Annotated in this window: 19 protein-coding genes and 1 other annotated feature; of the genes, 18 read left to right on the plus strand and 1 reads right to left on the minus strand. The window is 48.0% G+C overall.

Annotated elements, in window-relative coordinates:
* Positions 1–152 precede the first annotated feature (152 nt).
* The 14 genes from ilvE to yihA all read left to right on the plus strand — a co-directional run bounded on the left by ilvE (position 153) and on the right by yihA (position 18,641).
* The gene (gene ilvE / locus QMZ64_RS03260; protein ID WP_265626042.1) at positions 153–1,067 is read left to right on the plus strand and encodes a branched-chain-amino-acid transaminase; all 915 of its coding nucleotides are present in this window, start codon (positions 153–155) and stop codon (positions 1,065–1,067) included.
* Between the two features lie 4 nt (positions 1,068–1,071).
* Positions 1,072–1,333 (plus strand) — a binding site (T-box leader).
* 157 nt (positions 1,334–1,490) lie between these two features.
* Positions 1,491–3,215: an acetolactate synthase large subunit gene (ilvB, locus tag QMZ64_RS03265; protein WP_265626043.1), complete on the plus strand. Its 1,725-nt coding sequence runs from the start codon at positions 1,491–1,493 to the stop codon at positions 3,213–3,215.
* Entirely contained in the window at positions 3,212–3,730 is a 519-nt protein-coding gene (gene ilvN, locus QMZ64_RS03270; protein WP_020452477.1) for an acetolactate synthase small subunit, read from the plus strand. Before ilvB ends, ilvN begins: the two co-directional genes overlap by 4 nt.
* Before the next feature lie 23 nt (positions 3,731–3,753).
* The gene (ilvC, locus tag QMZ64_RS03275; RefSeq protein WP_020452476.1) at positions 3,754–4,782 is read left to right on the plus strand and encodes a ketol-acid reductoisomerase; all 1,029 of its coding nucleotides are present in this window, start codon (positions 3,754–3,756) and stop codon (positions 4,780–4,782) included.
* A complete protein-coding gene (locus tag QMZ64_RS03280; RefSeq protein WP_026579125.1) occupies positions 4,769–6,325 on the plus strand; it encodes a 2-isopropylmalate synthase in 1,557 nt (518 codons plus the stop codon). The genes ilvC and QMZ64_RS03280 overlap by 14 nt, the downstream gene beginning before the upstream one ends.
* A gap of 27 nt (positions 6,326–6,352) precedes the next feature.
* A complete protein-coding gene (gene leuB / locus QMZ64_RS03285) occupies positions 6,353–7,465 on the plus strand; it encodes a 3-isopropylmalate dehydrogenase (protein WP_265626046.1) in 1,113 nt (370 codons plus the stop codon).
* A 33-nt stretch (positions 7,466–7,498) separates the two neighbouring features.
* Complete coding sequence (leuC, locus tag QMZ64_RS03290; RefSeq protein ID WP_265626047.1) at positions 7,499–8,917, plus strand: 3-isopropylmalate dehydratase large subunit; 1,419 nt, start codon at positions 7,499–7,501, stop codon at positions 8,915–8,917.
* Between the two features lie 12 nt (positions 8,918–8,929).
* The gene (leuD, locus tag QMZ64_RS03295; RefSeq protein ID WP_265626049.1) at positions 8,930–9,529 is read left to right on the plus strand and encodes a 3-isopropylmalate dehydratase small subunit; all 600 of its coding nucleotides are present in this window, start codon (positions 8,930–8,932) and stop codon (positions 9,527–9,529) included.
* A gap of 130 nt (positions 9,530–9,659) precedes the next feature.
* Positions 9,660–10,667 carry a DNA damage checkpoint antagonist DdcA gene (gene ddcA / locus QMZ64_RS03300; RefSeq protein ID WP_265626050.1) on the plus strand — a complete coding sequence of 336 codons (1,008 nt, stop codon included), beginning with the start codon at positions 9,660–9,662 and terminating at the stop codon, positions 10,665–10,667.
* 226 nt (positions 10,668–10,893) lie between these two features.
* Positions 10,894–12,168, plus strand: a complete 1,275-nt coding sequence (gene tig, locus QMZ64_RS03305) for a trigger factor (RefSeq protein ID WP_265626052.1) — start codon at positions 10,894–10,896, stop codon at positions 12,166–12,168.
* Between the two features lie 268 nt (positions 12,169–12,436).
* On the plus strand, positions 12,437–13,702 hold the full coding sequence (gene clpX / locus QMZ64_RS03310) for an ATP-dependent protease ATP-binding subunit ClpX (protein ID WP_003184083.1): 1,266 nt from the start codon (positions 12,437–12,439) through the stop codon (positions 13,700–13,702).
* A gap of 182 nt (positions 13,703–13,884) precedes the next feature.
* The gene (gene lonB, locus QMZ64_RS03315) at positions 13,885–15,540 is read left to right on the plus strand and encodes an ATP-dependent protease LonB (protein WP_265626053.1); all 1,656 of its coding nucleotides are present in this window, start codon (positions 13,885–13,887) and stop codon (positions 15,538–15,540) included.
* Between the two features lie 192 nt (positions 15,541–15,732).
* Positions 15,733–18,057 carry an endopeptidase La gene (gene lon, locus QMZ64_RS03320; protein ID WP_243942795.1) on the plus strand — a complete coding sequence of 775 codons (2,325 nt, stop codon included), beginning with the start codon at positions 15,733–15,735 and terminating at the stop codon, positions 18,055–18,057.
* Positions 18,054–18,641 carry a ribosome biogenesis GTP-binding protein YihA/YsxC gene (gene yihA, locus QMZ64_RS03325; RefSeq protein ID WP_154995868.1) on the plus strand — a complete coding sequence of 196 codons (588 nt, stop codon included), beginning with the start codon at positions 18,054–18,056 and terminating at the stop codon, positions 18,639–18,641. The genes lon and yihA overlap by 4 nt, the downstream gene beginning before the upstream one ends.
* Before the next feature lie 48 nt (positions 18,642–18,689).
* Here yihA and QMZ64_RS03330 read toward each other — a convergent pair whose 3' ends face one another.
* Positions 18,690–19,175, minus strand: a complete 486-nt coding sequence (locus tag QMZ64_RS03330) for a hypothetical protein (RefSeq protein ID WP_165427716.1) — start codon at positions 19,173–19,175, stop codon at positions 18,690–18,692.
* A gap of 188 nt (positions 19,176–19,363) precedes the next feature.
* Here QMZ64_RS03330 and hemA point away from each other — a divergent pair, with 188 nt between their 5' ends.
* The 4 genes from hemA to QMZ64_RS03350 are packed head-to-tail and all read left to right on the plus strand — an operon-like array spanning position 19,364 to position 23,322.
* Positions 19,364–20,725, plus strand: coding sequence for a glutamyl-tRNA reductase (gene hemA / locus QMZ64_RS03335; RefSeq protein ID WP_076793586.1), 1,362 nt, complete (start codon positions 19,364–19,366; stop codon positions 20,723–20,725).
* Positions 20,726–20,730: 5 nt separating this feature from the next.
* The gene (locus tag QMZ64_RS03340; RefSeq protein ID WP_075752503.1) at positions 20,731–21,561 is read left to right on the plus strand and encodes a cytochrome c biogenesis protein; all 831 of its coding nucleotides are present in this window, start codon (positions 20,731–20,733) and stop codon (positions 21,559–21,561) included.
* Positions 21,562–21,599: 38 nt separating this feature from the next.
* Positions 21,600–22,541, plus strand: coding sequence for a hydroxymethylbilane synthase (gene hemC, locus QMZ64_RS03345; RefSeq protein WP_265626059.1), 942 nt, complete (start codon positions 21,600–21,602; stop codon positions 22,539–22,541).
* Positions 22,531–23,322, plus strand: a complete 792-nt coding sequence (locus QMZ64_RS03350; RefSeq protein WP_265626060.1) for a uroporphyrinogen-III synthase — start codon at positions 22,531–22,533, stop codon at positions 23,320–23,322. The genes hemC and QMZ64_RS03350 overlap by 11 nt, the downstream gene beginning before the upstream one ends.
* Positions 23,323–23,324 lie beyond the last annotated feature (2 nt).

Raw genomic sequence — 23,324 nt, forward strand, 5'->3', positions numbered from 1 at the left:
GTAAAGGGGCGTAATATGAGTTCAAACAAAAGAACAAATCACTTGAAAACTTTTCATCTTTCCCGGGAATGACAGCGGGAAAACGGGTTCCCGCATCATCAATTTTTAACCGTTTAAAGCGTTCATTTACAACAGAAAGGTGTGCTAGAGGGATGGGGGACCAGAAAGACCAGTGGATCTTCCTAAACGACAAACTCGTTAAAAAAGAAGACGCTAAAATATCAGTCTATGATCACGGATTTTTATACGGGGACGGCGTGTTTGAAGGGATCAGGGTATACGGCGGCAACATCTTCAGAATGAAAGAGCACATGGACCGCCTCTACGATTCTGCGAGATCGATCATGCTGGAGATTCCATATCAGCAGGAAGAACTGACACAGCACGTTCTCAAAACAGTCGAAAAAAACGGGCTTAAAGACGCTTACATCCGCTTGGTCGTTTCAAGAGGAGCAGGTGACCTCGGACTCGATCCAAACAATTGTTCACACCCGAGTGTCATTATAATTGTCGAACCATTGGCAATATTCCCGAAACACTTGTATGAAACGGGAATTGACATCGTGACGGTTCCGACAAGAAGAAACAGACCTGATGTACTGAGCCCTAAAGTGAAATCGCTGAACTATTTAAACAATATTCTTGTCCGGATCGAGGCGCACATGGCGGGCGTGACAGAAGCGCTCATGCTCAATGATCAAGGCTATGTCGCCGAAGGTTCTGCGGATAACGTATTCATTTATAACAACGGAAAGCTTTTGACGCCTCCGGGCTATATCGGAGCGCTTGAAGGAATCACCCGGAATGCCATTATCGAAATAGCGCAGGAACTCGGCTATGAAGTGAAAGAAGAGCCGTTTACCCGCCATGACGTATACACAGCCGACGAAGTGTTTTTAACCGGAACGGCTGCAGAAGTCATCGCGGTCGTAAAAGTTGACGGCCGCAAGATCGGGGACGGCAAGCCGGGAGTCCATACAAACCGGATGCTTGAAAAGTTCCGCGAGCGCGTCGTCTGTGAAGGGGTAAAAGTCAGCCTCGAAGATCAAAGCTTAAGTGTCAGTTGAATAAAGACAAACGTTGAAGAGGATAAGTAACAGCGGAAACGCCGCCTGCAGAGAGCCGGGATTGCTGGAAACCGGTGACGGCCTCCGCTTGTGAACTCCCCTCTGAGTGTCAGCCTGAACGACTTTCAAGTTTAGTAAGGCTGGCCGGGTGAACGTCACGAAGGTTCACTCGTTATTAAACCGGATAAGCGATTATCCATAAGGCGGCTTTCGAAAGCCGCGAACAAGGGTGGTACCGCGGAAAGAAAAGCCTTTTCGCCCCTTTGGCCTGCAAGGTGTGCAGCGTCAACAGTGGGCGGGAAGGCTTTTTTTAGCTGCAAAAGCAGATTGGAAACATGCTTTGCGGCATATATACATGAATTAATTTTAAAAAAACCACGTGAATGAACAGTGATAATGATCACTTGATAAGGAGGAAGAAAAATGGGGACGAATGTACAGTTGGATGCTGAAAATGCCCAATGTACACAAACAATGGCAGGGGCGTCAATGCTGATCGAGGCTTTAAAACAGGAAAATGTCGAAGTGATCTACGGGTATCCCGGCGGTGCGGTCCTGTCGATTTATGACAAACTCTACGGATCGGGGATGTTTCATGTGCTGACGCGCCATGAACAAGGCGCCATCCACGCAGCCGAAGGATATGCGAGGATTTCAGGGAAACCGGGTGTCGTCATCGCCACATCCGGTCCGGGAGCGACCAACCTTGTAACGGGTCTGGCCGACGCGATGATCGATTCATTGCCTCTCGTCGTATTCACCGGTCAGGTTGCGACCTCGGTTATCGGATCTGACGCATTTCAAGAAGCTGACGTCATCGGAATTACGATGCCGATTACAAAGCACAGCTACCAGGTTCGCCATGCAGAAGATCTGCCGAGAATTATTAAAGAAGCATTCCATATCGCAACAACAGGAAGACCGGGCCCCGTTTTAATCGATATTCCTAAAGACATCGCCGTTGTAGAAGGAGAATTCCGCTACGACCATGAGATTCACCTTCCTGGCTATCAGCCGACGAAGGAACCGAATTATCTGCAGATCAGAAAGCTTGTGGAAGCGGTCAGTGCAGCGAAAAAGCCGGTGATTTTAGCGGGCGCGGGCGTCTTGCACGGGAAAGCGTCAGAAGAATTAAAAAATTATGTCGAACAGCAGCAAATTCCGGTGGCGCATACGCTGTTAGGCTTGGGAGGATTTCCGGCCGACCATCCGCTTTTCCTCGGGATGGCCGGAATGCACGGAACGTATGCGGCCAACATGGCGCTGTATGAAAGCGATCTGTTAATCAGCATCGGTGCGAGATTCGATGACCGGGTCACAGGGAACTTGAAGCATTTTGCAAAATATGCGAAAGTCGCTCACATTGACATCGATCCGGCTGAAATCGGCAAAATCGTTTATACGCATATTCCGGTTGTCGGCGACAGCAAGCTTGTACTGACAGAGCTGATCAAGCAAAACGGCAAACCGAGCGCTTCGGATGAGTGGAAAAAGCAGCTTGCGGACTGGAAAAACGAATATCCGCTCTGGTATGAAGAGAATGAAACAGAAGGATTCAAACCGCAGAAGCTGATCGAATATATCCACCGCTATACGAAAGGCGAAGCAATTTTAACGACGGACGTCGGACAGCATCAAATGTGGGCTGCGCAATTTTATCAGTTCCAAAAAGCCGACAGATGGGTCACTTCCGGCGGACTCGGTACGATGGGCTTCGGACTTCCGGCGGCAATCGGAGCACAGCTTGCGGATAAGGATGCGACGGTTGTATCGATACTCGGCGACGGAGGATTCCAGATGACGCTGCAGGAGCTGTCCGTCATTCACGATCTGAACCTTCCGATCAAAGTCGTGGTCTTAAACAACCGCTGCCTCGGAATGGTCCGGCAATGGCAGGAGATCTTTTACGATGAGCGCTATTCACACTCCAAGTTCGCATCACAGCCTGATTTCATCAAGCTGTCTGAAGCATACGGCATCAAAGGTGTCCGAATCACATCTGAAAAAGAAGCGGAAGAAAAGCTGGAAGCGGCGCTAACGTCGAATGAACCGATGGTCATCGATGTTCAGGTTGCACAAGCTGAAAAAGTATTTCCAATGGTTGCGCCTGGAAAAGGGCTGCACGAAATGGTGGGGGTGAAACCTTGAAAAGAATCATCACGCTGACGGTTTTGAATCAAAGCGGCGTCTTAAACAGAATTACAGGGTTGTTTACAAAACGGCATTACAACATTGAAAGCATTACCGTCGGCCACACCGAAACAGCGGGGATTTCCAGGATCACGTTTGTCGTTCATGTGGCAGATGAAAAAGAAACGGAACAGCTGACAAAACAATTAAACAAACAGATTGATGTACTGAAAGTCACGGACATTACAAATCAATCGATCGTCCAAAGAGAGCTGGCATTAATCAGGGTGGTTTCCCCTCCGTCGAGCAGGGCGGAAATAAACGGCGTCATTGAACCGTTTCGGGCGACTGTCGTCGATGTCGCAAAAGACAGCGTCGTGATTCAAGTGACGGGGGAATCAAGCAAGATCGAAGCCCTGATCGAACTGTTGAAACCATATGGGATTAAAGAGGTTGCCAGAACAGGCACAACGGCCTTTGCGAGGGGAACCCAGCAAAAGCCGTCCTCTATTAAAACAATATCTATTGTATAAAACATAAAAAGGGAGAGATTGAAATGGTAAAAGTATATTATAACGGTGATATCAAAGAAAACGTATTGGCAGGCAAAAAAGTAGCGGTAATCGGATACGGCTCTCAGGGCCATGCGCACGCACTGAACCTGAAAGAAAGCGGAGTGGACGTCATTGTCGGCGTCAGAAAAGGGAAATCCTTTGCAAAAGCAGAGGAAGACGGCCATCAAGTTTTCACGGTAAGAGAAGCGGCAGAACAGGCCGACATCGTTATGGTGCTTCTTCCGGATGAACAGCAGCAAAAAGTGTATGAAGCGGAAATTAAAGACGGACTTCAAGCGGGCAATTCACTCGTATTCGCCCACGGATTCAACGTTCATTTCCATCAGATCGTGCCTCCGGCAGATGTTGACGTATTCCTTGTCGCTCCTAAAGGACCGGGACATCTTGTCAGAAGAACGTTTGAACAAGGTGCAGGGGTTCCGGCGCTGTTTGCGATCTATCAGGACGTAACAGGGGAAGCGAAAGACAAAGCCCTTGCTTATGCTAAAGCGATCGGCGGCGCAAGAGCCGGTGTTCTTGAAACAACATTTAAAGAAGAAACTGAAACCGATCTTTTCGGTGAACAGGCGGTGCTGTGCGGAGGATTGACTTCCCTTGTCAAAGCAGGATTCGAAACGCTGACAGAAGCGGGCTATCAGCCTGAACTCGCATACTTCGAGTGTCTGCACGAGCTGAAGCTCATCGTCGACTTGATGTATGAAGAAGGTTTGGCAGGCATGAGATATTCGATTTCAGACACAGCGCAGTGGGGAGACTTCGTATCAGGCCCGCGCGTCGTCGATGAGAAGGTCAAAGCATCAATGAAAGAAGTATTGAAAGACATCCAAAACGGTACATTCGCGAAAGAATGGATCGTCGAAAACCAAGTCAACCGTCCGCGTTTCAACGCCATCAATACAAGCGAAAACGAACACGAAATCGAAGTGGTCGGCAGAAAGCTTCGCGAAATGATGCCGTTTGTCAAGCAGGGCAAGAAGAAGGAAGCGGTGGTAGCCGGTGCGAAAAATTAACTTTTTTGATACGACACTCCGTGACGGTGAACAGTCGCCGGGCGTTAATTTAAACACGCAGGAGAAGCTGGCGATCGCCCAGCAGCTTGAAAAACTCGGGGTCAACATTATGGAAGCGGGCTTCCCCGCTTCATCCCCCGGGGATTTCAACGCAGTAAAAGAAATCGCAAGGACGATTAAAAACTGTTCGGTAACGGGGCTTGCCCGCTCTGTCAAAGGGGATATCGATTCGGCGTGGGAAGCGCTCAAAGACGGGGCTGAACCAAGGCTTCACATTTTTATCGCCACTTCTGACATCCATTTAAAATATAAGCTGAAAAAAACGCGCGAACAGGTTCTGGAACAGGCGGTCGCAATGGTGAAATACGCCAAAGAACGCTTCCCGATCGTCCAGTGGTCTGCCGAAGATGCGTGCCGGACCGACCTTCCGTTTTTAGCCGAGATCGTCAGCGAAGTGATCGCCGCAGGAGCGGATGTCGTCAATCTTCCGGATACGGTCGGTTATTTAGCGCCCGCCGAGTACGGAAATATCTTCCGCTATATTAAAGAAAATGCCCGCAATGCTGACAAAGTCACGCTTTCAGCCCATTGCCACGATGATTTAGGCATGGCTGTCGCCAACTCTTTGGCTGCGATTGAAAACGGAGCGGATCAAGTCGAATCGGTCATCAACGGCATAGGCGAAAGAGCTGGGAACGCCTCTCTTGAAGAAATCGCCGTCGCCCTCTATCTCCGAAAAGATTTCTACCAGGCGGAATCAACGATTCAGCTGAATGAGATTAAGCGGACAAGTGATTTAGTGAGCAAACTCACCGGCATGGCCGTGCCGCGGAACAAAGCGGTCGTCGGCGATAATGCCTTTGCCCACGAATCAGGCATTCACCAGGACGGCTTCTTAAAAGAAAAAACAACATATGAAATTATTTCTCCGGAGCTTGTCGGCGTGAAAACGGATGCGCTTGTGCTCGGAAAGCATTCAGGGCGCCACGCATTTAAAGATAAGCTGCAGAACCTCGGATTCCAGTTTGGAGAAGAAGAAATCAATAAATTTTTTAACATCTTTAAAGAGCTTACCGGCAAGAAAAAGGAATTTACGGATGAAGATCTCATCTCCCTGATTCTCGAGGAGAAAACGGCAGACCGCAAAATCGGCTATGAATTTATTTCATTGCAGGTTCATTACGGCACCTCGCAGGTTCCGACAGCAACGGTTTCCCTTAAAGATCAGGAAACGGATCAGATCATCCAGGAAGCGGCGACCGGAGCGGGAAGCGTTGAAGCGGTGTACAACACGCTGAAGCGCTGTATGGATAAAGAAGTCCAGCTCCTTGATTACCGGATTCAATCCAATCGCAAGGGACAGGATGCATTTGCGCAAGTATACGTCAGGGTGATGATCGACGGAAAAGAATCCGGAGGACGCGGAGTCGCCCAGGATGTTCTCGAAGCATCTGCCAAAGCTTACTTGAACGCAGTGAACCGCTATCTCGTATTGAAGACGAATACGGAAGGATTGTCAAAACAGGCGGCTGTAGGATCATAACAGTAATAAGGAAGGAGTTTGTTGAATTTGAAAAAACGAATCGCACTTTTGCCCGGTGACGGAATTGGTCCCGAAGTATTGGACGCGGCTGTTGATGTGCTGAAAAGCGTTGCTGAACATTATCAGCATGAATTCGAATTTGAATACGGCCTGATCGGGGGAGCGGCAATTGATGAGGCGGGAGCGCCGCTTCCTGAGGAAACTGTCGCCGCCTGCAAAGCTGCGGACGCCATTTTGCTCGGAGCAGTAGGCGGGCCGAAATGGGATCAAAATCCTTCTGAACTGAGGCCTGAAAAAGGGCTGCTCGCCATCCGCAAGCAGCTCGATCTTTTTGCCAATCTGCGGCCTGTTAAAGTATTTGAAAGCCTTGCGGAGGCTTCTCCGTTAAAAACCGAATATATCGAAGGTGTTGACTTTGTCATCGTACGCGAGCTTACGGGCGGCTTGTATTTCGGAAAGCCGAGCGAGCAGTACGTCAATCAGAACGGCGAGGAAGAAGCCGTTGACACGCTGTTTTATAAAAAGTCGGAAATGAAAAGGGTCATCAGGGAGGCCTTCCAAATGGCGCAGAGACGGAAAGGCAAAGTGACCTCCGTTGATAAAGCGAACGTCCTTGAGTCAAGCAAACTATGGCGCAAGACGGCGGAAGAAGTAGCGAAAGAGTTTCCTGACGTCAAGCTTGAGCACATGCTCGTCGACAATGCAGCGATGCAGCTCATTTACGCGCCTGGACAGTTTGACATTATCGTGACTGAAAACATGTTCGGCGATATTTTAAGCGATGAAGCATCGATGCTGACCGGATCGCTCGGCATGCTGCCGTCGGCAAGCTTATCAAGCTCCGGTCTTCATCTATATGAACCTGTGCATGGCTCGGCTCCTGATATCGCGGGTCAGAACATTGCCAATCCGCTTGCGGCAATCTTGTCCGCGGCGATGATGCTCAGGACGTCATTCGGTCTTGAAGCTGAAGCGAAAGCTGTTGAACACGCAGTCGATCAAGTTCTCCGGGCAGGTAAGCGGACGAAGGACCTGGCAAAAGGCTCGGAGCATTGCACGACTCAATCGATTACAGGGGAAGTAAAAGCTGCGCTGGCAGACGACAATGCCATTTCAAACATCATGACCGCTTACGTTTAAGGAAAATGGATATTGGTAGAGGGAGGAAGAAAGATGATGCCTCGAACGATCATCGAAAAAATTTGGGATCAACACGTGATTAAAAAAGGTGAAGGGAAGCCTGACCTTCTCTATATCGATCTGCACCTGATACACGAGGTAACGTCACCCCAGGCCTTTGAAGGCCTAAGGCAAAAGAACAGAAAAGTCAGACGGCCTCAAAATACGTTTGCCACAATGGACCACAACATTCCGACTGTCAATCGGTTTGAGATTAAAGATGATGTCGCCAAACGGCAGGTCAGTGCGCTCGAACGGAATTGCGAAGAATTCGGCATCCGCCTCGCAGACTTGTCAAGCGTCGACCAGGGGATCGTTCATGTCATCGGGCCTGAACTGGGGCTGACGCTGCCGGGCAAAACGATCGTTTGCGGAGACAGCCATACATCCACACACGGAGCGTTTGGCGCGCTCGCTTTCGGAATTGGAACGAGCGAGGTCGAGCACGTCTTGTCAACGCAGACGCTTTGGCAGCAAAAACCGAAGACGCTGGAAATCCGCGTTGACGGCAAACTGCAAAAAGGAGTGACGGCTAAAGACGTCATTCTGGCGGTCATCGGAAAATACGGGGTTAAATTCGGTGCGGGTTATGTCATTGAATATACCGGCGAAGTATTCCGAAACATGTCGATGGACGAACGGATGACGGTGTGCAACATGTCAATCGAAGCTGGGGCAAGAGCCGGATTGATTGCACCGGATGAAACAACATTTGAATATGTCAAAACGAAAAAATATGCGCCAAAAGGCGAAGAGTTTGAGAAAGCTGTAGAAGAGTGGAAGAATCTGAGAACCGATTCGGGGGCGGTCTACGACCGGACGATCGTGATGGACGGAAGCGCCATTTCGCCGATGGTGACGTGGGGCATCAACCCTGGCATGGTGCTGCCGGTTGATGAAACGATTCCGGGGCCTGAGGCTTTCTCTCAGGAAGACGATAAAAAAGAAGCGCAGCGCGCATATGAATATATGGGTCTTGAACCATATAAAAAAATCGAGGATATTACAATTGAGCACGTCTTTATCGGTTCATGCACCAACTCACGCATGACAGATCTTCGCCAGGCGGCTGAAATGATAAAAGGCCAAAAAGTCGCTGACGGTGTCAGGGCGATCGTCGTTCCCGGCTCGCAAAGCGTCAAAATTCAAGCTGAAAAAGAAGGGCTTCACGAGATTTTCCTCGCAGCGGGCTTTGAATGGAGAGAATCGGGATGCAGCATGTGTTTGAGCATGAACAACGATGTTGTCCCTGAAGGAGAGCGCTGTGCTTCCACTTCCAACCGCAATTTTGAAGGCAGGCAGGGCAAAGGGGCCAGGACGCATCTCGTCAGCCCGGCGATGGCTGCGATGGCCGCGATTCACGGACGCTTTGTCGATGTCAGAAAATATTACCAAGAGACAACAGCTGTATAGAGGAGTGACAAGATGGAGCCATTAAAGACCCATACCGGAATAGCGGCGGTGCTAAATAGAATCAACGTAGACACGGACCAGATCATTCCGAAGCAATTTTTAAAGAGGATCGAAAGAACGGGGTACGGACGTTTTGCTTTCTTTGACTGGAGGTATTTGGATAACGGCGATCCCAACCCTGATTTTGAGCTGAACCGGCCGGAATACAAAGGCGCTTCGATTTTAATCGCTGGCGAAAACTTCGGCTGCGGCTCTTCAAGGGAACACGCGCCATGGGCGCTTGACGACTATGGATTTAAAATCATTATCGCGCCGTCTTTTGCCGATATCTTTCACCAAAACTGTTTCAAAAACGGGATGCTGCCGATCCGCCTCCCTTATGAGACGTGGAAAGAGCTTGCTGAACAGTATGAGTATCAATCTTTGCCGATGACTGTCGATCTCGAAAAACAGACGATAACAGACCACGCAGGGCAGCAGATTGCCTTTGAGGTCGATCCGCATTGGCAAGAGATGCTGCTGAACGGTTACGATGAAATTTCTTTAACATTGCTCCTTGAAGAAGAAATCGAACAATTTGAGAAACAGAGAAGTTCTTGGTTGCAAGCATAAAAAAGCTGTCCGATGTAGATCGGAGGCTTTTTTTGCTGGGCGGAAGCATACTGCCGCCGGTTCTTTCTTGTGTTTAGCGGGCCAGGTTGATACACTTGTTAAAAAATAAGTGCCTGAAAGGAACTTAGAAATGAAGCATGACAAGAAAAACTCGAAGATCATCCCGTTCCCGAACGTTAAGGAGCGTTTAGTGCACAAAGGGATGGCCGCGCTCAAAGAAAAGAATTACCACGAAGCGCTCAGGCTGTTTTCTGAAGCGAAGCGCTACGATGACGAGGAATCGGATATTTATCTGGGAATGGCCATCTGCCTGCTGGAAATCGGCGAGCTTGAAGAAGCGAAAGGCATCTGCGAAAAAATGCTGAAAGAAGGCCATGGCCATTATTTTACCGTTTTACAAGTCTATATGACGATTTTAATCCAGCTCAGACAATACGAAAAAGTAAAAGAAACGATTGAAGCTGTACTCGAAGAAAACAAGCTGCCTCCTGAAAGCGCGGAACAGTTTTATAAACTGCTTGATTTCAGCCGCAAGATGACGGAAGACCCCGGACCTGAGGACATCACCGAAGACCTTCCCGAGACGGAGGAGGTTGATCAGGAAAGGCTTTTGAATGACACGGAAGAGCAGGTAAAGCTTCTTCACGGACTGAAGGACCGCAATCTGACAAGCTATATCGGCTTGTTGAAAACGATTCTGCAAAATCCGAGTGCACATCCTGTCGTAAAAACGATGATTCTTCAGCTTTTGGCCGAGTCAGACCATGAAAAGCCGACGCTTGTCGCAAAATTTGGCGATTCGATGACAATTAATCCGACAGAGACGGTCAAGCCTGATGATATGCCGATATTGAAGCATGTTCTGAGCGTGCTCGATGACACGCTTGGGAATGAAAATCCCACGCTGTACCAAGCGGTCGAAGAGCTGTGGAGAAGGCATATTTACGTCCTCTATCCGTTTCAGCCGAAATACTCAAACCGCGAGCTCTGGGCTGCCGCGCTGCATAAAGTCGGATACGAAATGCACGGGATTGACATCGATAAAGAGGAGCTTCATAATCTCTATGAATTCAATGACAGACAGCTTGACGAGGCCTGCGCGCTGATCAAAGACATAGAAGAAATTTCTTATTTGTAAATGTTGAAAGCAGCGGGCATTGTGTTATAATATAGTGGTTGCATTTGTGAAAAACGGGAGCTGTTCCGTTTGCCGCTTAAGGTTCATTATTTATCTTTGTATACATAATGATGGCTGTCAGAAACACATGAGCTGCACACAGTCGGCAGCTTGCGATGGACGTGGCCGTTTGTTTGTTTTAAAATGGAAAACCGACACAACCTGAATAGATTTTGGAGGGAAACACATGTCAGTAAAATGGGAAAAGCAAGAAGGAAACGAAGGCGTTTTAACGGTTGAGGTAGATGCCGATACCTTTAATAAAGCCCTTGATGATGCATTTAAAAAAGTCGTAAAGCAAGTATCCATTCCTGGATTCCGCAAAGGGAAAGTGCCGCGCGGTTTGTTTGAACAGCGTTTTGGCGTTGAGGCGCTTTATCAGGATGCGCTGGACATCCTGCTTCCTGTCGAGTATCCGAAAGCGGTAGAGGAAGCGGGCATTGAGCCTGTTGACCGTCCGGAAATCGATGTGGAAAAAATCGAAAAAGGCGAAAACCTGATCTTCACTGCGAAGGTAACGGTTAAGCCTGAAGTGAAACTTGGCGAATACAAAGCCCTTGGCATTGAAAAAGACGACACTGCCGTAACGGATGAAGACGTTCAAAACGAACTGAAGTCTCTCCAAGAGCGCCAGGCTGAGCTCGTTGTAAAAGAAGACGGCAAAGTGGAAGAAGGGGACACTGTTGTTCTTGACTTCGAAGGATTCGTAGACGGCGAAGCGTTCGAAGGCGGAAAAGCGGAAAACTATTCCCTTGAAGTCGGTTCAGGCTCTTTCATTCCAGGCTTTGAAGATCAGCTTGTCGGACTTGAAGCCGGTGCTGAAAAAGACGTAGAAGTGACATTCCCAGAGGAATACCACGCGGAAGAGCTTGCGGGCAAACCTGCCGTATTCAAAGTGAAAATCCACGAAATCAAAGCGAAGGAGCTTCCTGAGCTTAATGACGAGTTTGCGAAAGATGTCGATGAGGAAGTTGAAACGCTTGCCGAGCTGACTGAAAAAACGAAAAAACGTCTCGAGGAAGCAAAAGAAAACGAAGCGGACGCTAAACTTCGCGAAGAGCTTGTCGTAAAAGCAGCTGAAAACGCTGAAGCTGACATTCCTCAAGCGATGGTCGACACAGAGCTTGACCGCATGATGAAAGAATTCGAACAGCGTCTGCAAATGCAAGGCATGAACCTTGAGCTTTACTTCCAATTCTCAGGACAGGATGAAAACGCGCTGAAAGAGCAGATGAAAGAGGATGCTGAAAAACGCGTAAAATCCAACCTGACACTGGAAGCGATCGCCAAAGCTGAAAACCTTCAAGTCACTGACGAAGAAGTCGAAGAAGAGCTTTCTAAAATGGCTGAAGCGTACAACATGCCTGTTGAAAACATCAAACAAGCAATCGGTTCTACAGAAGGAATGAAAGAGGACTTAAAAGTTCGCAAAGCAATTGATTTTCTTGTAGAAAACCGTTAATATGTTTCATAATCATACTTTATATAAAACAGGGCGCGAATGTTTCGTGCCTTGTTTTATACAATTTTGACTTATCATCTTTTCTTTGGGAAAGGATAGATAATGTCGTTTTGATCAACATACATATTGAATATGCCGAACGGCAAACACAACGTTATCGCCTTTTTGGAAAGTGTGGTAAAATGCAATACATAATGGAACGAATGTTTTCAAGCGATGTTTCTTTTAACGAAGAAACAGGAATGACAAGGATATAAGGGGTGAAAGAATGTTTAAATTCAACGAGGAAAAAGGACAATTAAAATGCTCGTTTTGCGGAAAAACACAAGATCAGGTACGCAAGCTTGTCGCCGGACCAGGCGTATATATATGTGACGAGTGCATCGAACTTTGCACTGAAATTGTAGAAGAGGAACTCGGCTCTGAAGAAGAAGTGGAGTTCAAAGATGTCCCAAAACCAAAGGAAATCCGCGAGATTCTTGATGAATACGTCATCGGCCAAGACCAGGCAAAAAAATCCCTTGCCGTGGCCGTCTACAATCATTACAAGCGGATCAATTCGAACAGCAAAGTCGATGATGTCGAGCTGTCAAAAAGTAATATTTCCATGATCGGACCGACTGGAAGCGGAAAAACGCTTCTTGCTCAAACGCTAGCCCGCATCCTGAATGTGCCGTTTGCCATTGCAGATGCCACTTCGCTTACTGAAGCAGGCTATGTCGGTGAAGATGTGGAGAACATTTTGCTTAAGCTGATTCAGGCTGCTGACTACGATGTTGAAAAAGCGGAAAAAGGCATTATCTACATCGATGAAATCGATAAAGTGGCCAGAAAGTCCGAGAACCCTTCAATTACACGCGATGTATCAGGTGAAGGCGTTCAGCAGGCTCTGCTTAAAATTCTTGAAGGTACGGTTGCAAGCGTTCCTCCACAAGGCGGAAGAAAGCATCCTCATCAAGAGTTCATCCAGATTGACACAACGAACATCCTGTTCATTTGCGGCGGAGCTTTTGACGGAATCGAGCAAATCATCAAGCGCCGTCTCGGTCAGAAGGTCATCGGCTTCGGCTCTGACAACAAGCATGAAGATCTTGAAAAAGAAGCGCTTCTTTCCAAAGTTCTTCCGGAAGACTTGCTTCGCTTCGGTCTGATCCCTGAATTCATCGGCCGTCTCCCGATCATCGCAAGCCTTGAACCACTCGATGAAAAAGCGCTGGTTGAAATTTTAACAAAACCGAAAAACGCACTTGTTAAACAATATAGAAAAATGCTTGAGCTGGATGATGTGGAGCTTGTATTTGAAGACGAAGCGCTCACAGAAATCGCTAAAAAAGCAATTGAACGTAAAACAGGAGCACGCGGACTTCGTTCCATTATCGAAGGAATTATGCTCGACGTGATGTTCGATCTGCCGTCCCGCGAGGATATTGAAAAATGCGTGATTACAGGCAAAACCGTCACTGACGGCGAACCGCCGCGTCTCATTATGAAAGACGGCACGGTCGTCAATAAAGACAAAAAAACTTCAGCGTAATGCAGAGAACCTCCTGGCCAAAAGGAGGTTCTTTTTTGCATTCGGAAACCGTCGGCATACAGAAAAAAGTGACGGCTTCCAAATGCGAAATTATCCCTTTCTGTACGTTTATTCCCTCCCTGATCAGGAAATACTATCTGACATACTTAAAGATACGAAACCATTTCAGGAGGGACCATCAGTTGAGCTGGACGAGCATTGCACTTTTTGTACAACTATTTTTCGGGATCATCATCGGATTATATTTTTGGAATCTGCTCAAGAATCAAAGAACCCAAAAGGTTACGATAGACAGAGAGTCCAAAAAAGAGATGGAACAGCTCCGGAAAATGAGATCAATCCATTTATCAGAACCGTTATCAGAAAAGGTGAGGCCGACAGCTTTTAAAGACATCGTCGGCCAAGAGGACGGCATTAAAGCACTGAAAGCCGCCCTTTGCGGACCAAATCCGCAGCATGTCATTATTTACGGCCCTCCAGGTGTGGGGAAAACCGCAGCTGCAAGGCTTGTCCTCGAAGAAGCGAAAAAGAACAAGCGCTCACCGTTCCAGGAACATTCCGTCTTTGTCGAGCTTGACGCGACAACGGCCCGCTTCGACGAGCGGGGAATCGCCGACCCGTTGATCGGATCGGTCCACGATCCGATTTATCAGGGTGCCGGAGCGATGGGGCAGGCCGGAATTCCTCAGCCAAAGCAGGGAGCCGTTACGCATGCGCACGGCGGGGTATTATTCATCGACGAAATCGGAGAGCTTCATCCGATTCAAATGAATAAAATGCTGAAGGTGCTTGAAGATCGGAAAGTGTTTTTGGAAAGCGCCTATTACAGTGAAGAAAACACGCAAATCCCCAAACACATCCACGACATTTTTCAAAACGGGCTGCCGGCGGATTTCAGACTGATCGGCGCGACGACGAGGATGCCTGACGAAATCCCGCCAGCGATCCGGTCGAGATGTCTGGAAGTGTTCTTCCGCGACCTTGAAAAGCAAGAATTAAAAACGGTCGCCAAAAAAGCGGCTGATAAGATTGAGAAGAAAGTCGCAGAGGAAGGACTTGACCTGTTGACGCGGTATGCGAGAAACGGCCGCGAAGTCGTCAATATGATGCAAATCGCCGCCGGAATGGCTTTGACTGAAGAGCGCGACGAGGTGACGGTTGAAGATATCGAATGGGTGATCCATTCGAGCCAGCTGACACCGAAATACGAACAGAAAATCGCCTCCAAACCGCAGATCGGCATCGTCAACGGACTTGCCGTCCACGGCCCTAACAGCGGTTCGCTGCTCGAAATTGAAGTCACAGTCAACAAGGCTGCTGATAAGGGATCGATTAATATCACAGGCATCGCAGAAGAAGAGAATATCGGCAACCAGTCAAAATCGATCCGCCGGAAAAGCATGGCGAAAGGATCGGTCGAAAATGTCATGACTGTATTGCGGACAATGGGAGTAAAAGCTTCGGATTATGATATTCACGTGAATTTCCCCGGCGGTATCCCGGTTGACGGACCATCTGCAGGAATTGCAATGGCTACGGGCATTTTTTCCGCCATTCATAAGGTTCCGATAGACCATACTGTCGCCATGACAGGGGAAATCAGCCTGAACGGCCGGGTAAAGCCGATCGGCGGCGTGATTCCGAAAATCAAAGCGGCCAAGCATGCGGGGGCAAAAACGGTCATTATTCCGCACGAAAATGTCCAGTCGATTTTAAAGCGGATAGAAGGCGTACATATCATTCCCGTCAAAACCTTGCAGGAAGTGTTGGACCTCGCATTGGTCAACCCTCCTTCAGAAGTGCCTGACGGCGCTGAAATGAAAAGAGAATCCGTATAAATCCCCATCGTTTCAGATGGGGATTTTTTTCGGGCAGGTTTTCTTAGCGGAGGACATCTTTTCCTTTTTCAGAACTGAAAGAAAGGGTATACTACAGGAGACCCTTTTTATTTCGCCGGGCTTACAATTGTACAGGGATAAAAAAAGTATATTATAATGGTTCATACTAAAGTTACGGAGGTGTCAGTCAAAATGGCAGATGAAACGAAACGAAACATCCCGCTCCTCCCTTTAAGAGGTTTACTCGTCTATCCGACGATGGTTTTGCACCTTGACGTCGGACGTGAAAAATCGGTTCAGGCGCTTGAACAGGCGATGATGAATGACCATATGATCTTTTTGGCAACACAAAAGGACATATCCATAGACGAACCGGATGAAGACGAGATTTTTACATTCGGAACCTATACGAAAATCAAGCAGATGCTCAAGCTGCCGAACGGAACGATCCGCGTTTTGGTGGAGGGGCTGCAGCGCGCCCGCATTCTTGAGTACCATGATTTAGATGAATATACGTCTGTAAAAATCGAACGAATCGATGAAGAGACTGAAAAAGATGTTGAAGATGAAGCACTCATGCGCACATTGCTTGACCACTTCGATCAATACATAAAGATTTCGAAAAAAATATCGGCTGAAACATTTGCCGCTGTGACAGATATTGAAGAGCCGGGAAGAATGGCCGATATCGTCGCCTCCCACCTGCCGCTTAAGCTGAAAGACAAGCAGGAAGTGCTGGAAACGATCGATGTCAAAGCCAGATTAAACAAAGTGATCGACCTGATTCACAACGAAAAAGAAGTCCTTGAGATTGAAAAGAAGATCGGGCAGCGCGTCAAGCGTTCAATGGAAAGAACGCAAAAGGAGTATTACCTGCGCGAGCAGATGAAAGCCATCCAAAAAGAGCTTGGCGATAAAGAAGGAAAAACGGGCGAGGTCCAAAAGCTGACTGAGAAAATCGAACAGGCCGGCATGCCTGACAATGTGAAAGAAACCGCGTTTAAAGAGCTGAACCGGTACGAAAAAATTCCGTCAAGCTCAGCTGAAAGCTCTGTCATCCGCAATTATATTGAATGGCTTATTTCCCTCCCGTGGAACGATGCGACAGAAGACAGGCTTGATTTAAATCTCGCCAGTCAAATCCTTGATGAAGAACACCACGGCCTTGAAAAAGTGAAAGAACGGGTTCTCGAATATTTGGCAGTCCAAAAGCTGACCCGCTCGTTAAAAGGGCCGATCTTATGCTTGGCCGGACCTCCGGGTGTCGGAAAAACCTCGCTGGCCAAATCGATCGCCAAATCGCTCGGACGCAAATTTGTCCGCATTTCCCTTGGCGGCGTGAGGGATGAATCTGAAATCCGCGGCCACCGCCGCACATATGTAGGCGCCATGCCGGGCCGCATTATTCAGGGGATGAAAAAAGCAGGCAAGAACAATCCCGTGTTCCTTTTGGACGAGATTGACAAAATGGCTTCGGATTTCAGGGGAGATCCTGCTTCAGCGATGCTGGAAGTGCTCGATCCTGAACAAAACCATACGTTCAGCGACCATTATATTGAAGAGACGTTTGATTTATCAAAGGTTTTGTTTATTGCAACCGCGAACAACCTGGCCACAATCCCCGGTCCGCTCAGAGACCGTATGGAGATCATCACGATCGCGGGCTATACGGAAGTGGAAAAGGTCGAAATCGTCAAAGATCATTTGCTTCCAAAACAGCTGAAAGAACACGGTCTGAAAAAATCCAATCTGCAAATGCGGGAGCAGGCTGTCCTGGACGTCATTCGCTATTATACGAGGGAAGCCGGCGTCAGAAGCCTTGAACGCCAAATCGCAGCGGTATGCAGAAAAGCGGCGAAGCTGATCGTATCAGGGGAAAGAAAAAGAATTACGGTCACGGACAAAAACCTTGAAGACTATTTAGGAAAAAGAATGTTCAGATACGGACAGGCTGAGCTCGACGATCAGATCGGCGTTGTCACAGGTCTCGCCTACACGACGGTCGGCGGAGATACGCTGTCCATTGAAGTGTCTCTTTCCCCCGGGAAAGGCAAGCTCATTTTAACCGGAAAGCTCGGCGATGTCATGAGAGAATCGGCGCAGGCCGCATTCAGCTATGTCCGTTCAAAGGCGGAAGAGTTGAACATCAGCCCTGATTTTCATGAAAAACACGATATTCACATTCACGTGCCGGAAGGAGCTGTTCCGAAGGACGGCCCATCCGCGGGGATCACAATGGCGACAGCTCTTGTTTCGGCGCTGACGGGCCGACCTGTTTCACGAAATGTCGGCATGACCGGCGAAATCACATTAAGAGGCCGCGTCCTTCCGATCGGCGGCCTGAAGGAAAAGGCGCTCGGCGCACATCGTGCCGGCTTAAAGACTGTCATTATGCCGAAAGATAATGAAAAAGACATTGAGGACATTCCAAACAGCGTGCGGGAAGGCTTAACCTTCATTCCCGTCGCTCACCTGGACGAAGTTCTAAAGCATGCGCTAGTAGGAGAAGAGAAATGAAAGTAACGAAATCAGAGATTGTCATCAGTGCGGTGAAACCCGAGCAGTATCCTGAAGGGGGACTGCCGGAAATCGCCCTTGCCGGGAGATCCAATGTTGGAAAATCTTCATTTATCAATACAATGATCAACCGTAAAAACTTAGCGAGGACATCTTCAAAACCGGGCAAAACACAGACACTAAACTTTTATATCATTAACGATGTCCTTCACTTTGTCGATGTGCCCGGTTACGGATTTGCAAAAGTCTCCAAAACGGAGCGCGAGGCTTGGGGCCGTATGATAGAGACGTATTTGACATCCCGCGAAGAACTGAAAGCGGTCGTTCAAATCGTCGACCTCAGGCATGCTCCTTCACAGGACGATGTCATCATGTACGACTTTTTAAAGCATTATGAAATTCCTGTGATCGTGATTGCGACAAAAGCGGATAAAATCCCTAAAGGTAAATGGGAAAAGCATGCCAAAGTCGTTAAAGAGACGCTCAATATAGAAAAAGAAGACCAGCTCATCTTGTTTTCCTCCGAGACGAAAAAGGGTAAACAAGAAGCATGGTCGGCGATCGAGCAAATGATTGCGAAATAAAAGAAAAAGCACTTGCGGGTTTGATGCAAGTGCTTTTTCTTGAATAAACTATTTTCTTTTTAAGAATAATAAAAGCAGACTAACCGCGATAAAAGCGGCAGGCCAATAGGCTTCTACATATGCCGTCTCGATATTGACCGACTTCAGCCAGGCGGCAATCTGCCGGAAAAAGTAAAGATAGAGGGCGACCGCGATCATCAGCAGACTCTCATATTGATATTCTTTCGTCTTAAACGATTTGACAAGAAGCGCCGCACCGAGAATCAGCACGATGACCGCAAAATCATCCGCGCGGCTGAAATAGTCCTCTTTAAATGTGAAATAAACGCCGATCGCTGTCATGAAGAGCCCTGCAAAGGAATGGGCGGAATCGGCTTCTTTCTGCCCCTGATAAAAAAGAGCCAGCCCGATGAGCCCCGCAAGTACAGACCATTCTTCCTGTCCGTCAAACAGGCTGATCCGGCCCGACCGCAGAAAGGCGTAGACAGCCACGGCTATCAACAGCAATGGGAGCAAAACAGATTTCTTTTTCAAAGTATCACCTTCTTGATGTAGTGAAAGAAATAGAAACACATTTTCTACTATATCACATCAATTTTTTAAAATCTGTTCACATTTTGGGAAGAGAAAATAGTGAATATATGTTATAATCGTTTTGAATAATAAATTCTATATTGTAATCATTCTAATTTAGATAGATGTTGGGGGTGCAAGCAAGAGTTATGCATATACTTGTCGTGGGATTGGATTACAAATCAGCCCCTGTTGATATACGTGAAAAGTTAACCTTTCAGCCGGATGAGCTGGGGCAGGCGATGTCGCAGTTGAAAGAAGAAAAAAGCATACTTGAGAACATCATCGTGTCGACATGCAACCGGACAGAGCTGTATGCAGTCGTTGATCAGCTGCACACCGGACGTTATTATATGAAAATGTTTTTGGCGAACTGGTTCGGATTAAGCAAAGAGGACATTTCGCCTTACTTGAAGTTTTATGAAAACGACGGAGCCGTTGAACATTTGTTCCGCGTATCGTGCGGATTGGATTCGATGGTTATTGGAGAAACGCAGATTTTAGGCCAAGTGCGTACAAGTTTTAAGCTGGCTCAGGAAGAGAAGACAATTGGTACCGTTTTCAACTATTTGTTTAAGCAGGCGGTCACTGTCGCGAAGCGCTGCCATGCCGAAACGGACATTGCTTCAAATGCTGTATCCGTCAGCTATGCAGCCGTCGAGCTTGCGAGGAAAATCTTCGGCGACCTTTCCGATAAACACGTGCTGATTCTCGGTGCGGGCAAAATGGGAGAGCTTGCGGTTCAAAACCTGCACGGCCACGGAATCGGACAGGTTACCGTGATCAACAGAACATTTTCAAAAGCGAAGGAGCTTGCCGGCCGTTTTTCAGGCGCGGCGAAAAGCTTAAATGAGCTGCAATGCGCTTTGATGGAAGCCGACATTCTCATCAGTTCAACGGGCGCCAGCGGCTATGTCGTCACAAAAGAGATGATCGAACATGTCAATAAGCTTCGCAAAGGATGTCCGCTTTTTATGGTGGATATTGCCGTGCCGCGGGATCTTGACCCGGCTCTCAGCGAAGTGGAAGGCGTCTTTCTGTACGATATTGACGATCTTGAAGGGATCGTGGAAGAAAATCTGAAGGAGCGTCAGGCCGTTGCTGAAGAAGTGGAGCTGATTATTGAAGCTGAGATCGTCGCTTTTAAACAATGGCTGAATACGCTCGGCGTCGTGCCGGTCATCTCTGCTCTCAGGGAAAAAGCTTTGACAATCCAGGCGGAAACGATGCAGAGCATCGAACGGAAGCTCCCTCACTTGAGCACAAGAGAGAAAAAACTTTTAAACAAGCATACGAAAAGCATTATCAACCAGCTTTTGCGCGACCCGATTTTAAAAGTGAAGGAGTTTGCGTCAGAAGCTGATGCCGAAGAAAAGCTTGCGCTGTTTACGCAGATTTTTGATATTGAAGAAGCGGCTTTTCCTGACGGAGAGAAACAAGACGAACGCCAGCCGGTTCATGCGTTTAAGCGGCAAAACCAGCAGGGTTTGACTTCTATCGCGAGCGAGTGACAGACATGACAGACACATTGTTAGCAAGGCTTAACGAAGTTACAATCGTGTTGTACGCGCTCACCGTTCTCTTTTATTTTATAGACTTTTTACAGCACAACCGGAAGGCGGGAAAAGCGGCCTTCTGGTTGCTTTCTATTGTCTGGATTCTCCAGACGGTATACCTTTTTTATTTCATGCAGTACACAGATCAGTTTCCTGTTTTGAATAATGCGCAGGGGCTTTATTTTTACGCGTGGGTGCTCGTCACGCTGTCTCTCGTTTTGACGAAGCTTTTGAAAGTGGAATTTCTCGTTTTTTTCACCAATCTCATCGGCTTTTCAATGGCGGCGATTCACACGTTTACACCGACGGCGCAGCAGTCGGCGGAGCTTTCGGGAAGGCTCGTGTCCGAACTCTTGATCATCCACATTACAATGGCGATTCTTTCGTATGGAGCGTTTTCATTGTCGTTTGTCTTTTCCGTTCTGTATCTTTTTCAGTACCGCTTATTGAAAAAGAAAAAGTGGGGGAAATGGCTCTTGAGAATCGAAGATTTGCCAAAACTTGATCATATGGCTTATGTCCTCAATCTCATCGGCGTTCCCATGCTTTTGCTGAGCCTGATTCTGGGGATTATCTGGTCATATGTATCGCTTGAAACCCTGTACTGGGCCGATCCGAAAGTGCTCGGATCAATCGTCCTGCTTTTTTTATACGGATACTATTTATTTATCAGGATTGTCAAAGAGCTGCAGGGCAGGATCGCGGCCATGTGGAATGCCGCGTCCTTTCTTGTTCTTTTAATCAATTTCTTTTTGCTCGGCAGCTTTTCGCAATTTCATTGGTTTAGTTAGTAAAACGGTTGCCCGTGACGGATTGGGAGGAAGAAAACATGAGAAACATCATTGTAGGCTCAAGAAGAAGCAAATTGGCGATGACCCAGACAAAATGGGTGATCAAAAAGCTGGAGGAATTAAATCCGGATTTCACGTTTGAAATAAAGGAAATCGTTACAAAAGGCGACCGGATCTTGGATGTTACGCTGTCAAAGGTCGGCGGGAAAGGCCTGTTCGTCAAAGAAATCGAACAGGCGCTGCTATCCGGGGAAATTGATATGGCCGTTCACAGCATGAAGGACATGCCGTCGGCGCTTCCCGAAGGGCTGATGGTCGGCTGCATTCCAAAACGGGAAGACGCCAGGGACGCTCTCATTTCAAAAGGCCGTCAAAAGCTGGCCGACCTGAAACAAGGCGCGGTTATCGGCACGAGCAGCCTCAGAAGAAGCGCGCAGCTTTTGCAAATGCGCCCAGACCTTGAGATCAAGTGGATCAGGGGAAATATCGATACCAGGCTGAAAAAACTTGAAACCGAAGATTACGACGCGATTATTTTAGCAGCTGCAGGCCTGTCAAGAATGGGCTGGAAGGACGATGTCGTCACCGAATTTCTCGATCCGGAGAGCTGCCTTCCCGCCGTTGGGCAAGGCGCGTTGGCGATCGAGTGCAGGGGCTCGGATGAGGAGCTGCTGTCCCTCTTTTCGCGCCTGAACGACCGCTATACACAGCTGACCGTCACGGCAGAGCGCGCTTTTCTCCATGCAATGGAAGGCGGCTGCCAAGTGCCAATCGCAGGATTTGCTACGATGGACGAAGACGGCGTCATCGAACTGACCGGTCTTGTGGCATCGCCTGACGGAAAAATCGCATACAAAGAAACAGTAAAAGGAAAAGATCCGGAGGCTGTCGGCAGAGAGTGCGCGGCAGTCATGTCGGAAAAAGGAGCAAAGGCACTGATTGACCGGGTGAAACAGGAGCTGGAAGACAATGAAGCATGATCTTCCTTTACAGGGAAAGAAAGTGCTCGTCACCCGCAATAAAGCGCAAGCCCAATCTTTCAGGGAAAAGGTGGAGGCTTTGGGCGGAGAAGCTGTTTTAACGTCATTGATTTCGTTTCGGCCCGCCCTCCCGCCGGAGGCGGCCCAGCGTTTTCGAGCAGATCTTGAAAGCGCGGACTGGCTTGTTTTTACAAGCGTGAACGGGGCAAAATTCTTTTTTTCTTATTTAAAGAACGCCGGGTTCAGCATTCCTTTCGCATTAAAGGCGAAGGTTGCCGCTGTCGGTGAAAAAACGGCCAGGTATTTGCGCGACAGGGGTCTTTCTGTCGATCTGATGCCTGAGTTATACGTGGCTGAACATTTGGCTGAGGCACTCAAGCAAAATGCCGGCCGTCATGATAAAGTGGCCGTTTTAAAAGGAAATTTATCCCGAGACGTCATCAAGAAAACCCTCACTCCGCTCGGACTTCAAGTTTCGGAATGGATTTTGTATGAAACCGTTCGTGATGAAAAGGGAATTCTGGAGCTGAAGGAAGCAGCAAAACACGCGACTTTTGATTTTGTGACATTTACGAGTTCCTCGACGGTACATACATTCATGTCCATTCTGAAAGAGGAGAGCAGAACGTGGGCCGAAAAGAACGGTACGGATTTTATTACGATTGGGCCCATGACAAAGAAGGCGCTGTCGGACTACGGAATTCCTTCATATATGCCGGCCGTCTATACAATCGACGGAATGCTGCGTGAAATGTGCCGCATTTCAAGAAAGGGAGAATGACA

The organism is Bacillus sp. LB7 (assembly GCF_030449715.1).
Taxonomy (GTDB): domain Bacteria; phylum Bacillota; class Bacilli; order Bacillales; family Bacillaceae; genus Bacillus; species Bacillus paralicheniformis.